Below are 15,856 nucleotides of genomic sequence, written 5' to 3'. Positions count from 1 at the left end.
TATGCCAAATTTTTCCTTTTCTTGGGAATTCCTGTCTTCTCAGCTTGAATCAACACAAAAAAGGAAGGGGACTTCCTTTTTTGCGAGCCGATCAGAAAATGCCGAAGAATGAGCCGGTGATCGCCATGACCAGAATCAGCGCGATCACGGTGATCGGCTTCCATTTGCGTTTAAGCAGGGCAACGATGCCGAACAACAATCCCAGTTCCAGCAAGCCCGGCATGATCTCGTCGAAGATTGTCTGGACGACCATCTCCGCGCCGCCGCCCATCGGGACAACCAGCGGAATCTGCACGGAAACCATCTGCGCCACCAGCGCGCCGACCATCATTAAGCCCATGATGCACGCCGACTGGGTGATCATGCCGATGATGCCGGAATGGAAGGCTTCGGTGATAACGTTGGTACCCAAGCCATAGCCGAGCTTGATCAGCGTCCATTTCAGCGCCAGAAACAGACCGCCGTAAATCGCCACGAACAACACGACGCCTAATGGATTGCCTTGCGAGGCCAGCGCGATGCCGATGCCGCCGGAAATGACGCGGATGCAGTTGAAGAACAGGGAATCGCCGATCGCTGCCAGCGGTCCCATCAGGGACGTCTTGATGTTGGTAATCATCTGCGGCGAGACGGAATCCGGATTGGCCGCCCGCTCTTTTTCCAGCGCGTAGCTGACGCCCAGACACAGACCGGACATACTGGCATTGCAGTTAAAGAACTCGGTATTGCGCAGCATCGCTTCCCGGCGCAGGTCTTCCTTTCCGGCGTAGACTTCGTTAAGAATCGGGAACAGGCAGAACGCATAGGTCTGGCCCATCATCTTCACCATGTTGAAGGTCGCCCAGAAATGACCGGAACGCCAGAACAGGTGTCTCAGGTTTTTCTTTTCTTCCGGTGTATACGTCTTTTTCATTGGAACAGGTCCTCCTTCCCTTCCTGATTTTCAGGCAGCTGCGCGATGATTTCATCCTTCATTTTCTTAATCTGGCCTTGGCGGGTGTAGTTCAGAATCGCTGCGGCGAGGGCAAAGATACTGACGCCGATGATCGGCAGATGGAGGAACTTGACGCAGGCGAAGCCGATGAAGAAGTAAATCCCCAGCTCTTTCGACCAGATCATCGAGGTCAGGATCGCGAAGCCGACGGCCACTAACATGCCGCCGGAGACGCTCAGCCCGTTCATGACGAAGGCTGGAAGCAGGTTGGTAACCGCCTGCAGATTTTCCACGCCCAGCGCAGCGGCCAGGAAAACCACCAGAGTTTTCGGCAGCGGACGGATGATAAACAGGCTTGCATAATGCAGCAGTGTATAAGATTTATCCTTGCCTTCGCGGGCAAATTTTTCAAACAAGCCGACTAACGAAATATCAATCGGGGAGATCAGCGTGCTGACATACTGCATGACCGTGCCGATCGGCACCGCCAGCGCCAGCGCCAGATTGAGATCTGCGCCGGTCAGCACGACGAAGGCCACCGACAGAATCGAAGCTGAACAGGGATCGGAAGGAATTACGCCGCCGATCGCGGAGATGCCCATGTAGATCGCTTCCAGGGAAGCGCCCATGATCAGACCGGTTTTCATATCCCCTAACGCAAGTCCGGTCAGAAATGCGACGAACAGCGGACGCCAGGTAGCGTCCCAGGCCATGCTGCAGTCCAGCAGGTAGACGATGTAGTACACAAACGCCAGAATCAAGGCACTTTGTAACATGGATTTTCCTCCTCTTTCTTAAAGAAATTGTTTCAGGTCTTTTTTGGGCAGCGACGGCAGCACCTGCACCTCGCAGCGGACGGATCGGGCGATTTCCCGCAGCTGTTCCAGCTCTTCTTCACTGGCTGAGAAATTGTCAGTCAGCGCCCGGCGTCCCCGGCGGTCGCCAACGCGGCCGAAGTTGCCGATATTGACACAGGGAATCCCGGGCACCTGCCGAACCAGCTTCAGCGCATCGCACGGCTTGTCCACAACGATCAGAATCTTTAACCCTGCCGTGCGCTTGTCGTGGAACAGGCTGACCGCTTCCCGGACGGTTTTTACCGCGACCTTTATCCCCGGCGGTGTTGCCATTCGCAGCGTCATGGTAACCAGCTCGTTGGCTGCCGCCTCATCGTTGGCCACCACCACGGCGGTGATCCCCAGCTGGCGCGTCCAGGCCGTAGCGACCTGCCCATGGATCAGACGTTCGTCAATCCGCAATAACTGAATCATTCACTTTCACCTCGCTTTCTCTTTCCAGAAATTCATCTTTCTTTTTGGGATCGTGTGAAGAGATCCTGCGGTACGCTTCTGATAACTTCATTGTAAAGAGCTTGGGAAGCAAATACCATCGCACAGAATTCGTGTTTAACCGGTAATTTCTCCAGGCTTTTTTCCTGCGTAAAAGGTTTCTTTTCCCTGCATTTTCAAGACTGCCTGATTGTCAAATACAAAAACAACGGGATAAACCCGGAGTTTATGCAGGGAATTTCGCTGGCAGGAAATCAAAAAAAAGATCTGAAACTCCTCGGTCAACCCCGAGTGTTCCGGACCTTTATTGCCATTTTGGCATTCAGCCGATTTTGAGATCTGTAATCGCCGGATTCCGTTCGATCTTATCATTCTGGCGATAGACCGTCCGTCCCTGCACAATGGTCTCCAGGACGTGAAATTCCTTGTCAATGACGATCAAGTCCGCCTGTTTCCCCGGCTTGAGACTGCCAATCCGAGAATCCAGCTGGAAATGCCGGGCGGCGTTGAGCGAAGACATTTTCACCGCTTCCGTCAACGGTAAGTGCAGAGCGGAGGTCAGATTGCGCAGACCGTCGATGACGAACAGACTGCTTCCGCACAGGACGTCGCTGCCCTCCACAACCACCCGGCCATCCGGCTTCAGCCGCACCGGCCGGGGCTGAGTATCATAGACGCCCTCCTCCAGGCCAGCCAGCTCCGAGGCGTCGGCGATCATGCACAAGTGATCGCTGCCCTTGACTCGAAGCATCAGCTGGATAAATTCCGGGCTGAGATGGATAAAATCACAAATCAGCTCGGCCATCACTTCCGGATGAAGCATCAGCTGGCCCAACACCCCGATGTCCCGCTGATGGATCATCGACATCGCGTTGCCGGCATGACTCACGCTGCGCACGCCCCATTCAATTCCCTGCTTCATCTGGCTCGAAGAAGCGTCGGTATGACCGGCCGCCACCTGAATTCCCGCTTTCCGATACGTTTCAATCGCCGCCTGCGCCCCCGGCAGCTCCGGGGCCAGCGTTACATATTTCAGCAAACCGCGCCCGGCTTCGATGAAACGCTCAGCCAGTTCACGGCTCGGATTCGGCATCCATTGCGGCGTCATAAACCCGGCGCCGGATTTCTTCAAGCTGAAACACGGCGCCTCCAGATTGATGCCCAGAATCTGTGCGCCCGGCATTTTTTCATGATGGACCAGATCCGCGATGCCAGACATGATCGCGCCCATTTTCTCCTCGGACCACAGCGATACCGTCGCCATAAACGAAGTGACGCCGCGGGAAGCATAGAACCGGGACAGCTTGCGGATTTCATCAATCGAGCCGGAATTGGCCAGATAATTTGTGAGATATCCGCCGCCCCCATGGGTGTGAATGTCGATGATGCCCGGCAAAATCGCCCAGGCTTCACTTCCTTCCGCTTCATTCAGCGATTCCGGCTGAATGGCGGTAATCGTATCTCCTTGAAATGTCAAACTGCCTTCAACGATGCCCTGTTCTGTCACGATCTGACGGGATAGTAGCTTTCTCATTCATTTGTACCTTCTTTCTGCAATGCTCTGATTTCACTATAAAGAAGCAGCGCCTGAATTTCCATCAGAAAAAGTTCGGGTTTCAATGGAAACCAAAACCAGGGAAGAACCCATCCGGATCGTTCGCAGGACGAGCCTTATTCCTCATCTGCACGGAATTCATCAGGATAGAAACGGTTTTTCAGAATTCGATCTGAATCTGATCCCGCAAAGCTTCGACCCTTTCCCGCCGGGCGATCCCGCGGCTGAACGCCGTGGCGGTGCCGCAGGCGGCTGCCCAGCGCAGACTGTCTTCCAGCGTGCAGGCAGGATTTTCAAGCGCTGCCAGAAAGCCTGCGACCATAGAATCGCCGGCCCCGACGGTACTGACGGTCGGGCCTGCCAGCGGCAGCTGGCGATAGACGCCGCCCCCGGCCGCAAAGAGGACTGAGCCTTCCGCCCCCATCGACACCAGAATATGCCCGGCGCCCTGATCCCGCAGCTCCTCAATCTGATCCGATATAGGCGCTTGAGGATTGGCAACGAGCTGGCGTAGTTCCGCAAGATTGGGCTTGATCAGAAACGGATGAAAGGGCAAGGTATCCCGCAGGAGTTCGCCTTCGGCGTCCACAACGACGCGAATGGCGGGATCCGCAGCCTGTGCCAGAATTTGTTGATAAATCGATCCGGGCAGCGTGGGCGGCACATTCCCGGACAGCACCAGCGTATCCCCGGGCTGAATCCGGCGGATCCTGTCTAACAGCGCTTCTCTTTCCGATGCGCTGACCTGGGGTCCCCGGCCGTTGATCTCTGTTTCCACTCCCGCACTGATTTTGACGTTAATCCGCGTCTGCCCCCTCGCACAGCGGATAAAATCCGCATTGACGGCCTGATCCCGCAGCTGGCGGATCAATTCCTCGCCGGTAAACCCGGCGGCGAAGCCCAGCGCCGTGGTCGGCACGCCCAGCTGCGCCAACATCAGCGACACGTTGATACCCTTGCCCCCGCCGATCAGACTCTCGGTGACACAGCGGTTCGTTGCCCCCAGCTTGAACGTTTCCATGGTGCAGTAATAATCCAGCGCCGGATTTAAGGTGACAGTATAGATCATAATTTTCCTCTTTTCTTCGTGCCGTTTTCCCTTCATCAAAAACCGCAGATGATTGAAAAAAACCTGAACCGGATAAGGTTCAGGTTCAATTCGTAACGCTTAGGCAAAATGCAGCTCGTAGCTCATTTCCGCCACGTGGCTGATCGTCTGGTAGACAGAGCAGTATTTCGTCGCCAGATCAAAGGATTTGCGGACCGCGTCTTCCTTATCCGTTCCGTGAATCGTTACGGTCAGATGCACCGTTTTTAAGGTTGTCGGAACCTCTGTGCGCTTTTCGCCTGCGACCACGATTTCCGCGCCTTCAATTTCAATCCGTTTCTTTTCCAGAATGCCTGAGAACGTCGCGTACAAACAGGACGCCAGCGCGCCGTAAAGCATGTCGTAAGGCGCTGCCTCGCCCGCCCCGCGGCCGATCTTGACGCTGCCCTCGTCCAGCAGCAGCTCGCCGTTGAAGCCGTTGGCAAATCGAATTGTTCTTGATGTCATCTTTTTCGTTCCTCCTTTTTGCTTCTTCATGAATCCGCAGGATTCCATTTCCGGTTTCCCTGCGCGTTCCTTCTTACTCTACGCTTTGACGATTATGTCGATGCGCTTACTGCTTAATCTGATGGAAAGCCTGCTGCGCGGCGATCGCGCCGTCGTTGGCCGCGGTGACCACCTGCCGCAGCGTCTTGGCCGTCACATCGCCGACGCCGTAAATGCCGGCCCGGGCAGTTTCCATATTGTTGTTGACCCGGATATAACCACGCTCGTCCAGAATCCCCAGATCCTGCGCAAATTCCGTGCACGGATCTGCGCCGATGTACGGGAACACCGCTTTGGTTTCCAGCTTCATCAGCTGCCCGTCATGAACATTTTTCAATACGATGCCGCCGACTTTCCCCTCCTGTTCCAGAATTTCGACCGGAACATGGCTGCGGATGATATCGATTTTCGGGTTCTGTTCGATCGCCTGCTGGATGATCGGCTCCGCGCGGAAGACGTCGCGGCGGATCACGATGTGAACCTCGCTGGCAAACTGCGTCAGATATAACGATTCCTCGAGCGCAGAATTGCCGCCGCCGATGACCGTCACCGGCTGATCGCGGAAGAAGCTGCCGTCGCACACCGCGCAATAGGATACGCCCTTGCCCGTCAGTTCTTTCTCATTTGGAATGCCCAACAGCCGCTCGCGCGTTCCCGTGGCGATGATCACCGCCGGAGCGGCATAGATCTGACCATCCGCGCAGACCACCTGCTTGATCGGACCGTCGATGATTTTTTCGACGTCGCCATAGAGATATTCCGCGCCAAAATGGGTGGAATGCTCGAACATCTGATACGCCAGCTCCGCGCCGTTAATCTCCTTGATTCCCGGCCAGTTCTGAATTTCAAAGGTTTTAATCATCTTGCCGCCAGGCGCCGCTTTTTCCAACATCGCCGTTTTCAGACCTGCACGGCTGGCATACACCGCCGCGGTCATGCCGGCGGGACCGGCGCCGATGATGATTACATCATATTGTAAGTCCATGCAAGATCCTCCTTCACCAGTGCTTCCACCTGCCGCAGATCGTCGATGATCCGGTTCGGTTTCTCCTTTTCCAGCTGTTCCCGGCGTTCCAGATTAAACAGATAACCGACCGAGAAGACGCCGGCATTACGGGCGGCCTGAATATCCATCGGACTGTCGCCGATGTAGATCACGCTGTCGTGACCCTCGTTGACCAGCCGGCAGGCCGTCAGAATGCCTTCCGGATCCGGCTTGCCGTTTTGCACATCATCATGACCGACGATCACATCGAAATAATGATCCATGTGATTCAACGTCAGCCCCAGCAGAACCATTTCCTTAACCTTCGTGGACACAATGCCCAGCTTATAGCCCTGCGCTTTCAGACTTTCCAGCAGCTCGACCGCTCCGTCCATCGGCTTAACCAGATCGGCGTGCGCGGCGCGGTTGTGCTCGCGGTATTCTTTGACCAGCTGCTCGGTATCCTGCTCTGGGAAATATTGCGCAAACATCGTCTGCAGCGAAGGCCCCAGCACTGCCAGCTGTTTATCGCGGGTGAATTCTTCTTCTGTTCTGTACTTTTTAAACAGTTCGCGGTAGCTCTTTAAGATCGCCGGTTCCGTGTTCAGCAGCGTTCCATCCAGATCGAACAGAATCACCGGCTTCGGATTTTTCATGACCTTGCGGAAGACGCCGAGCATCCCCAGCAGACCGACGATGATGAAGACGACCGAGATCACCTGCGCCATCCGCAGCCGGCCGAACATCAGACTGTCTGTACGCAGACCCTCGACGACGATCCGCACCGCCCCATACCAAAGCAGATAGGCGTAGACCATATCGCCGCGCTTGGGTTTGGAATATTTCTTATAGACAAACACGATCAGAATGAAGCCCAGAATATCGCCGACACTTTCATAGAAGAACGTCGGTTCACGGTAGGCTCCCTGGATATACATCTGGTTTTTAAACCACTCCGGGAAAAACCGGTAGAAGGATTCGCTGACCGTGCGGCCGAACGCCTCCTGATTGATGAAGTTGCCCCAGCGGCCGATCCCCTGCGCCAACAGCACATTCGGCACGATCGCGTCAGCCATCCGCATGAAATTGATCTTATGCTTGTGCGCATACCACAGACCGAACAGCACCCCGCCGAACAATCCGCCCTGGATCGCCAGACCGCCCTCAAACGTATAGAGAATATGGATCGGATTGGCCAGGTAATATTCCAGATTGTAGAACGCGCAGTACCACAGCCGCGCGCCGACCAGCCCGCAGATCAGACAGCCGAGGAACAGATCCTCCGCGGTTTCGGCTTTATACCCCATCTTTTTGATTTCCTTGACGCAGAAAGAATACGCCAGGACCGCTCCGCAGAGGATGATCACTGCGTACCATTTAATTGACAGACTTCCGATAGCGATAAAAGTCTGCGGATCAGGAAAAAACTGCATTGTCGATTACTCCTTTTCTGTTTCCGGCGGTACGGCATTGGCGGCGTTTTGCCGCTCGATGTAGTCGTACACCCGGTTTTCAAACGCTTTCGCGCTGTCAAAGCCCATTTCTTTCAGGCGGAAATTCGTGACCGCCGATTCGATCAGGACCGCGATCGTCCGGCCTTCTTTAACCGGCAGCACGATCTTCGGTACGTCGACCTCCAGAATGTGCATGAACTGTTCCGTTTCAATTCCCACCCGCGCATACTCTGCGCTGGAATCAAACTTCTCCAGCGACACGACCAGGTCGATCGTTGCCGAAGGCAATAACGCGCTCGCGCCGAACATCTTGGCAACGTCGATGATACCGATGCCGCGGATTTCCAGCATTCCCTGAAGCAGCTCCGGGGAATGACCGATGATGCTGTTGTGGACGCGGACCACGTCGACGCGGTCGTCCGCGACGAGAATGTGACCCTTGCGGATCAGTTCCAGCGCGGTTTCACTCTTGCCCATGCCACTTTCGCCGCAGATCAGCACGCCCTTGCCATAGACGCTGATCAGGACACCATGAATACTGTCGGACGGCGCCAGACGTTCGTCCAGAAAGCTGATCAGATCGACCATCAGCCGGGAGGTCGTCATCGCCGTGCGGAAAATCGGGAAATTCTTGTACCCCGCGACTTCCAGCAGCACCGGCGGACATTCGCGGTGATGGGTGAGAATGATCGTCGGCGTATACCCGTCGGTCAGCTGCTCAAAACGCTCTCGCTGGATTTCCACGGAGAGCGTGTCGATATACGCTTGTTCTTTATCACCGATGATGACGATCCGGCGCGGCTCGGTATGCTTATAGAAGCCCGCCAGCTCCAAGCCCGGACGATTGACATCCGGAACGATCACCCATCGGTTTAATGATTCCTCATTGCCAGAGAGCTGTTCAAATTTAAAATAACTTTGCAGCTCGCTGATCATGACCTTGCCTTCGTATTCCATAGCCTCATCCTTTCTCAAGCATGGATTTCAGATATTGGCCGGTATAGCTCTTTTCCACCTTGACGATCTGTTCCGGCGTGCCCTTGGCGATGATCGTACCGCCCTGGTCGCCGCCTTCCGGGCCAATATCAATGATGTAGTCGGCACATTTAATCACATCGAGATTGTGCTCGATGACAATGACCGTATCTCCATTATCGACGATTCGCTGTAAGACCGCAAGTAATTTTTTAACGTCGTGGGTATGCAGGCCGGTCGTCGGTTCATCCAGGATGAAGACGGTCTTGCCCGTCGCCTTGCGCTGCAGCTCGCTCGCCAGCTTAACGCGCTGTGCTTCGCCGCCGGACAACGTCGTCGCCGGCTGACCCAGCTTGACGTAATCGAGACCGACGTCGTGCAGCGTCTGAAGCTTGGATTTAATGCGATGGATGGAGGAAAAGAACTCAATCGCTTCCTCAACCGTCATCTCCAGCACGTCGTAGATGTTCTTCCCTTTATAGGTGACCTGCAGCGTCTCCTCATTGTAGCGCTTGCCATGGCATTCCTCACATGGTACGTAGACGTCCGGCAGAAAGTGCATCGAAATCCGCTTCACGCCATCGCCCTGACACGCTTCGCAGCGGCCGCCGCGGACATTGAAGGAGAAACGCCCCTTGTCATAGCCGCGCAGCTTCGCTTCCGGCGTCTGGGTGAACAGATCGCGGATATCATCGAACACCCCGGTGTAGGTGACCGGATTGGAACGCGGGGTGCGGCCGATCGGATCCTGCGAAATCTCAATCACCTTGTCGATGTTTTCCAAGCCCAGGATCGCTTTGTGCTTGCCCGGCTTGATGCGCGTGCGGCCGAGCGAATGCTGCACGGCTTTGCACAGGATTTCATTGACCAGTGAGGATTTGCCGCTGCCGCTGACGCCGGTGACGACGGTCAGGGTGCCTAACGGGAACTTGACGTTCACATTTTTCAGGTTGTTCTCCTGCGCGCCCTTGATTTCCAGAAACAAACCGTTGCCCTTGCGGCGTTTGTCCGGAACGTCGATCTTTTTGCGGCCGCTGAGATATTGGCCGGTAATCGAGTTTTCACATTGCATGACTTCCTGCGGTGTTCCGCTGGCGATCACTTCGCCCCCATGCACGCCCGCACCCGGCCCGATATCGACGATCCAGTCGGATTCCATCATCGTTTCCTCGTCATGCTCGACGACGATCAGCGAGTTGCCCAGATCGCGCATATTCTTCAACGTCTTGATCAGTCTCGCGTTATCACGCTGATGCAGCCCGATCGACGGCTCGTCCAGCACGTACAGTACGCCGGTCAGCTGTGAGCCGATCTGCGTCGCCAGCCGGATCCGCTGCGCCTCGCCGCCGGACAACGTGCCCGCCAGCCGGTCCAGTGTCAGATATTCCAGACCCACGTCCTTTAAGAACGTCAGCCGGCTGACAATTTCCTTGATGACCAGTCTTGCGATCTCCGCCCGCATCGGATCCAGCTGCAGGTTTTTCATAAAGTCCAGCGCCTGAATGACCGACATCGTCGTCCATTCATAGATGTTCTTGCCGCCCACGCGCACGCTCAGCGCCATCTCGTTCAGCCGCTTGCCGCCGCACTTCGGACACGGCGACTCCGCCATAAACGAGGCGTACCATTCACGCGACATCGTCGAGGTTGTTTCGACAAAACGCCGCTCGATCAACGTCTTGACGCCTTCAATGTAATCGTTGCGGCTGAAGCGGTTGCCCGAACGGGAAGCGATGCTGTAAGCAATCGGTTCTTTGGAACCGTATAAAACAATTTCCAGTTCTTCCGGCGTGAAATCCCGAATCGGTTTATCCAGGTCGATATGGTAATGCCGGCACAAGGTATTGAATGTCTGCCATTCAATATTCTCCGTGTCGACGATGTTTTTGTAATACACGATGCCGCCCTTGCGGATCGACTTCGACCGGTCCGGAATCAGATAATCAATGTCCACCCGCTGGGTGATGCCCAGACCCTTGCATTCGTCGCACGCCCCCAGCGGCGAGTTAAACGAAAATAACCGCGGTTCCAGTCGCGGAACCGAGAAGCCGCACTTTGGACAGGAATAATTCTGAGAGAACAACAGCTCATCTTCGCCCGCCAGCACCACGACGATGCCATTGGCCAGCTTGACTGCCGTTTCCAGTGAATCATGCAGCCGGGAGCGGATACCGTCGTTTTTCACAATTCGGTCGACAACGACGTCGATCGAATGCTTTTTGTTTTTCTCTAACGGTTTGACGTCTTCCAGCAGAATCATCTGTCCGTCGACGCGGGCCCGCAGATAACCGTCTTTCAACAGTTTCTCAAAGACGTCCTTAAACGTTCCCTTTTCCCGATGCGCTACCGGAGCCAGGATCTCCAGCCGCGTCTTTTCCGGCTGTTCCATAATCCGGTCAACCATCTGCGTGATCGTCTGGGAAACGATCGGTTCGTTATGAACCGGGCAATACGGAACGCCCACGCGGGCATACAAAAGCCGCAGGTAATCGTAGATTTCCGTGACCGTGCCGACAGTCGAACGCGGGTTGTTGCTCGTGGTCTTCTGATCAATCGAAATCGACGGCGACAAGCCTTCGATCAAATCGACGTCCGGTTTCTCCACACCGCCCAAAAACATCCGCGCATAGGCGCTTAACGACTCGACATACCGACGCTGTCCTTCCGCATAGATCGTATCAAACGCCAGCGACGTTTTCCCTGATCCGGACAAACCTGTCATGATGACCAGCTTATCCCGCGGGATCGTCAGATCAATATTCTTAAGGTTGTTTTCACGCGCGCCTTTAATCACAATTTTATCATGTTGCATGTTCTTACACCTCGCTTCATATAGCTTTCCCAAGAGTGCTTCTATTGTACATCATTCTTTAAAAAAATGCTTGGGAATGACTACTTCCTCCTTATTATAGAGGGTGAGCGGGACTGCCGCAAGCTTTTCTTGAACGATATTCAAGTTAAATTCATGAATTTCAACAATCGTTGACAAAGACGTCAGCTTTTCATCACCTGTTCGTGATAGAATAGAGGAGATAAAAAAAGGAGGCTGCCATGAAAAGCGCTGAAGAGAGAAAGCAACAATCCATCGCTTTGCTGAAAGAGCAGGGCGTGCCTTATATTGAACATCTGCCAGTCATTGAAACCGCCGACGACGTCCGCCTGCGCAGCGCCGAGGAAATCGCGCGCCGGGCGATCTGCTGCCTGATCACGATCCAGCTGGCCTGCGATTTACAGAATCAACAGGACGTTGAGGACTCGCGATTGTTTATGACCGGACTGTTAGACCGCTTCGGCGTTCGGCTGTTTCTGACGGAGAAAGAAAAAGCGATCTTTAACGGTACGGCAACGGAACAGGACTGGGTCAACATGGTTTGGAAATACGAAGCCTACTGGCCGCTGATCTGGGCGCTGGGTCTGGTCGATTCGCTGGCCTTCCCGGATCAGATCTGCGATTGTCAGAAAGCAATCGAAGTCGTCAGCACCAAAGCGACGTTTGACGAATTCATGAAGGACGTGCAGCTGCGGCCGATCGACGACATTCTCGACGAAGCGGATTTAATCTTCCGCTATGACTGGGCGTGCGTCGACGCGCGGATCAAAGGCGAACCGGCTCCGGCCGGCTTGAACAGCGAAGTCGTCTATGAACGGCATTGGGGACTGAACTGGCTGATCGACGTCGATGGACAGAACGACTGGGATCACGTCAGCTGCAATACCTGAAGTGAAACCGGCGGTCTTTATTTAAGGAGACGGCTTTACCTGCAGAATACCGCAGGAAAGCTGTTTTTTTTGATATCCTTTTCAGCTTTGTTTGATCTTGGGAATTTTTCTTAAATCAAAAAGACACGAACCCCTTCCTTTGACAGCTGCTTGCCCGAAAAAGGAGAAGACGTGTCTTCTTTATCCGTTTATTCAATAGGATTATCGGTGATCACCCATGAAAAACAAGCCGATAACGCCCGCGCCGGTATGACTGCCGATCACCGGTCCGGTATAACTGATCAGCGACTGGGAAATACCGAAGCGGTCTTTCACCATCTGCGCAACCTGTTCAGCTTCCGGCTGGACATCGCCCTGGCAGATCATGAAAATCTCATTTTTGTCTTTCCAGCTGCCCATTTTTTCTTCCATCAGATCTACCAGCGTCTTCAATGATTTATTGCGGCCGTGGACTTTTCCGATCACCTGCAGCGTGCCGGCGTCGTCGACATGCAGGATCGGTTTGATACTGATCATTGAGCCAACGATAGCGGCGGTCTTCGACACCCGTCCGCCGCGGTAGAGATGATTCAGATCATCCACGGTAAACACATGGCAGACGTTCAGCTTATGCGCTTCAATCCAGGATGCCGTTTCATCCAGCGAAGCGCCGCTGACTTTCATCTGATTGGCCTGATAAAGAAGTAATCCCATTCCCGTTGAAGCGCACAACGAGTCGATCACGACGATCCGGCGGCTGAAGCCTTCCTCACTCAACATCTGGGCCGCGATCCGGCAGCTGTTGTACGTGCCGCTGAGCGCCGATGAGAAGCACACGCACAGAATGTCTTTATCCTGCCGCGCCGCTTCGCGAAAGCCCATCAAGGCCGCTTCAGGATTCACCTGGGAAGTGACTGGCATTGCGCCCTGCCGGAGCTTGTCATAAAATTGCGTCATCGGCAGGCTGTCCGCCAGCGTATAGGTATGATCGTCAAGTGTATAAGTCAGGGATAAAACAGGAATCTGATTCTCGCGATAGAAAGACTCCGGCATATCCGCCGTGCTGTCAGTCATCAGAATAAATTCGCTCATAGGAACTTCCTCCTCGTTATAAACTACAAGTCATGGTGTTTTTTTATCATTTTGGAGAATAAGCAACACCTGGTACTTATTGGATGATAGAAGTATAAGCCCTATCGTTATCTGAAACAACGGTCAGATTCTTGTGCAGCGTGGTTTATGTGACTTATTTCACAGCATTTGTTGTTTTATTAAGAAATTTTTCTGCTCTGAAATGAAATAGAAAGGCTTTTGTTCAACAAACCTGCTTCTTTATTGACATAAGCAACACATGGGGATTATACTAGGCTCAAATCAGGTGAGGATATGGAAAAAAACTTAAATGCAAAAGACAAGCGCGTGATCAAAACCCGAAAAGCAATTATCGGCGCAACCATTCAACTTATGGGCGTTAAACGAATCGAACAGATTACTGTTAAAGAAATAGCGGATACCGCGTTGATTAACCGCAAGACCTTTTATACTCATTATGATTCGATTTACGATGTTCTTAACGATATTGAAAACGAAATCATCCAATCGCTGATTCAGATTCTGGACAGTACGGATTTTTCCGCAGAACGGCTGAATCCGTATCCTCTGTTCGAGAAATTGACGGCGATGATCAATCAGGACGCGGAGTTTTTCCATTGTCTGCTTCAATCCTCAGGGCATAGTCACTTGTTAAATAAAATTAAAGGCGTCATCAAAGATCATCTTCTGATTCAATTTGATAAGTACTTCCCCAACGATACGGTTTTGCCGCAATATGTGCTGGAATTCATCGCATCCGGTTTGATCGCCGTTTATCAGCAGTGGTTCGATGCGAATGAATCAGAGCCTTCATTGGAAGAGATTTCCAAAATCACCGGTTTGCTTATCTTTGACGGTGTCAACGGCGTGTTTCGTCAAAAGCAGCAGGAATTACTCGATGCCGCAAACTCACATTCGCAGAGTTTTCAGTAAAGTGCAAGAGATCACTCCCAGCCAGTGGGGCGTTCACTTTTTTCCGACTTGCCTCTTTTGAAACCGGGGATTTCACATCGCAGATTGATCGGTTTCGGAACACTTTATCTGAACACATTGTAAAAAACCTGTTGATTCTGTCCTTCAATAAGGCAAAAACAACAGGTTTTTTTATGAGAATCTCAATATTCCGTATTTCTTATTTATACGGCTTATCCATCTTTAAGTGCGGATAACGGGGAACAATCTCTTCATTCACCGCCTGATCCAGAGCTTGAAGCAGCGTGCTGAAATGCCGGGGATCAAATTTTTCGATCATGTCCTGCAGCAGCTTTAACCCTTTCTCTCCGCGCTGTTCGCGTTCTTCTTCTGTAACAGAATACTCCAGTCCGCCATGTTCTTCTAATTCCGCATAGAAGGAGCCGAATCCGCCGGTGCCGGAATTCAGTTTATGCAAATCTTTCTTAAACCATTGTTTCGCATTTCCTTCCCGGCGTTTAGTCAGGAAGGCTTCCCGATCAAAGTCAGGCAGAACCGGAATGAACTCCAGCTGATTCATCGCTTTATACGCACCATACATCAAATCTGTGAATGTTTCCATGCGATCCTCGCCGCATTCCCAACCGTTTTCTCTTGCGATTTCCATGACGTGGCCAAGCTCCAGATGACATATTGGATTCTGTGTTTCATGAAAAAAATCCATGCAGACGGAATTGATCGTCAGATAGGCCGGTCCATGCATGCTCAGGAAAAAGATCCGCTTGAATCCCAGTTTATAAAAGGCATAAACCAGAGTTTTCAGGTAATCATATCCCGCTTTAATGGAGATATTCACCGTACTTTGTCCGATCGCGGTTGCCCCGGCATGAAAAAATGGAAGATTAATCACCGCCAGCCCATCAGCCTTCTCCGCCATCATGATGGCGGCGGCTTCTGCCAGAATGGATTCGCAGTCCACCGGAAGCTGACCGTGAAGTTCAGTCACCCCGACGCTCATAAACAGCGTATCCCCGCCGTTTTTCAAATATTCCGTAATTTCTGCGTCAGTGCATTTATTGTAGATTCTTGTTCTCATTGTTCATCCTCCCTACTTTCAATTATATTTCTTCACAAATTGAGCCGCAAGCTTGACGTCGCTGCGATCAGGAAAGAAATTTTCCGCTTTATTGAAGCCGCATTCTGCCTTTTTCTCTGCGAATTCATTTTCCACACGTTCAATTTATACAACGTGCTTTATCATCTGTTTGGGTTTGAATGATGCGAGAAACAAAAAAAGGCTCCCTGAGAAAGGGAACCGGAGAACCTGGCAACGAGCTACGTTCACTATGGCAGGCATAGCTATTCTC

Annotated in this window: 14 protein-coding genes; 2 read left to right on the top strand and 12 right to left on the bottom strand. The window is 52.9% G+C overall.

Annotation, left to right across the window (positions count from 1 at the left end; all coding sequences use genetic code 11):
- Positions 1-91 precede the first annotated feature (91 nt).
- The 10 genes from I2D94_RS12370 to uvrA all read right to left on the bottom strand — a co-directional run bounded on the left by I2D94_RS12370 (position 92) and on the right by uvrA (position 11,598).
- Positions 92-913, bottom strand: a complete 822-nt coding sequence (locus I2D94_RS12370) for a PTS system mannose/fructose/sorbose family transporter subunit IID (protein ID WP_195397086.1) — start codon at positions 911-913, stop codon at positions 92-94.
- A complete protein-coding gene (locus I2D94_RS12365; protein ID WP_195397085.1) occupies positions 910-1,710 on the bottom strand; it encodes a PTS sugar transporter subunit IIC in 801 nt (266 codons plus the stop codon). Before I2D94_RS12365 ends, I2D94_RS12370 begins: the two co-directional genes overlap by 4 nt.
- 18 nt (positions 1,711-1,728) lie before the next feature.
- Positions 1,729-2,205, bottom strand: coding sequence for a PTS sugar transporter subunit IIB (locus I2D94_RS12360; protein ID WP_072682966.1), 477 nt, complete (start codon positions 2,203-2,205; stop codon positions 1,729-1,731).
- 340 nt (positions 2,206-2,545) lie between these two features.
- The gene (nagA, locus tag I2D94_RS12355; protein ID WP_195397083.1) at positions 2,546-3,757 is read right to left on the bottom strand and encodes an N-acetylglucosamine-6-phosphate deacetylase; all 1,212 of its coding nucleotides are present in this window, start codon (positions 3,755-3,757) and stop codon (positions 2,546-2,548) included.
- 181 nt (positions 3,758-3,938) lie between these two features.
- Positions 3,939-4,847 carry a 1-phosphofructokinase gene (pfkB, locus tag I2D94_RS12350; protein WP_195397082.1) on the bottom strand — a complete coding sequence of 303 codons (909 nt, stop codon included), beginning with the start codon at positions 4,845-4,847 and terminating at the stop codon, positions 3,939-3,941.
- Between the two features lie 99 nt (positions 4,848-4,946).
- Positions 4,947-5,333 carry an OsmC family protein gene (locus tag I2D94_RS12345; RefSeq protein WP_072683278.1) on the bottom strand — a complete coding sequence of 129 codons (387 nt, stop codon included), beginning with the start codon at positions 5,331-5,333 and terminating at the stop codon, positions 4,947-4,949.
- A gap of 106 nt (positions 5,334-5,439) precedes the next feature.
- Positions 5,440-6,357 carry a thioredoxin-disulfide reductase gene (gene trxB, locus I2D94_RS12340; protein ID WP_072682963.1) on the bottom strand — a complete coding sequence of 306 codons (918 nt, stop codon included), beginning with the start codon at positions 6,355-6,357 and terminating at the stop codon, positions 5,440-5,442.
- Positions 6,336-7,790 (bottom strand): prolipoprotein diacylglyceryl transferase, encoded by a 1,455-nt coding sequence (lgt, locus tag I2D94_RS12335; protein WP_195397081.1) that lies wholly within the window; start codon positions 7,788-7,790, stop codon positions 6,336-6,338. Before lgt ends, trxB begins: the two co-directional genes overlap by 22 nt.
- A gap of 6 nt (positions 7,791-7,796) precedes the next feature.
- Positions 7,797-8,768 carry an HPr(Ser) kinase/phosphatase gene (gene hprK / locus I2D94_RS12330; RefSeq protein ID WP_072682961.1) on the bottom strand — a complete coding sequence of 324 codons (972 nt, stop codon included), beginning with the start codon at positions 8,766-8,768 and terminating at the stop codon, positions 7,797-7,799.
- Positions 8,769-8,772: 4 nt separating this feature from the next.
- Positions 8,773-11,598, bottom strand: coding sequence for an excinuclease ABC subunit UvrA (uvrA, locus tag I2D94_RS12325; RefSeq protein WP_195397080.1), 2,826 nt, complete (start codon positions 11,596-11,598; stop codon positions 8,773-8,775).
- A gap of 239 nt (positions 11,599-11,837) precedes the next feature.
- On the opposite strand from uvrA, the gene I2D94_RS12320 reads away from it, so the two are divergent.
- Complete coding sequence (locus tag I2D94_RS12320; RefSeq protein ID WP_072682959.1) at positions 11,838-12,506, top strand: DUF4272 domain-containing protein; 669 nt, start codon at positions 11,838-11,840, stop codon at positions 12,504-12,506.
- A 201-nt stretch (positions 12,507-12,707) separates the two neighbouring features.
- Here the strand turns inward: I2D94_RS12320 and I2D94_RS12315 are convergent, their stop codons facing one another.
- Positions 12,708-13,577, bottom strand: coding sequence for a DegV family protein (locus I2D94_RS12315; protein WP_195397079.1), 870 nt, complete (start codon positions 13,575-13,577; stop codon positions 12,708-12,710).
- A 294-nt stretch (positions 13,578-13,871) separates the two neighbouring features.
- On the opposite strand from I2D94_RS12315, the gene I2D94_RS12310 reads away from it, so the two are divergent.
- A complete protein-coding gene (locus I2D94_RS12310) occupies positions 13,872-14,510 on the top strand; it encodes a TetR/AcrR family transcriptional regulator (protein WP_072682957.1) in 639 nt (212 codons plus the stop codon).
- Positions 14,511-14,709: 199 nt separating this feature from the next.
- Here the strand turns inward: I2D94_RS12310 and I2D94_RS12305 are convergent, their stop codons facing one another.
- On the bottom strand, positions 14,710-15,585 hold the full coding sequence (locus I2D94_RS12305; RefSeq protein WP_195397078.1) for a creatininase family protein: 876 nt from the start codon (positions 15,583-15,585) through the stop codon (positions 14,710-14,712).
- Positions 15,586-15,856: the final 271 nt, after the last annotated feature.

The organism is Holdemania sp. 1001302B_160321_E10 (assembly GCF_015552275.1).
GTDB lineage: Bacteria > Bacillota_I > Bacilli_A > Erysipelotrichales > Erysipelotrichaceae > Holdemania.
The sequence above is the reverse complement of the archived record's forward strand: the minus strand, read 5'-3'. Positions and strand labels throughout refer to the sequence as shown.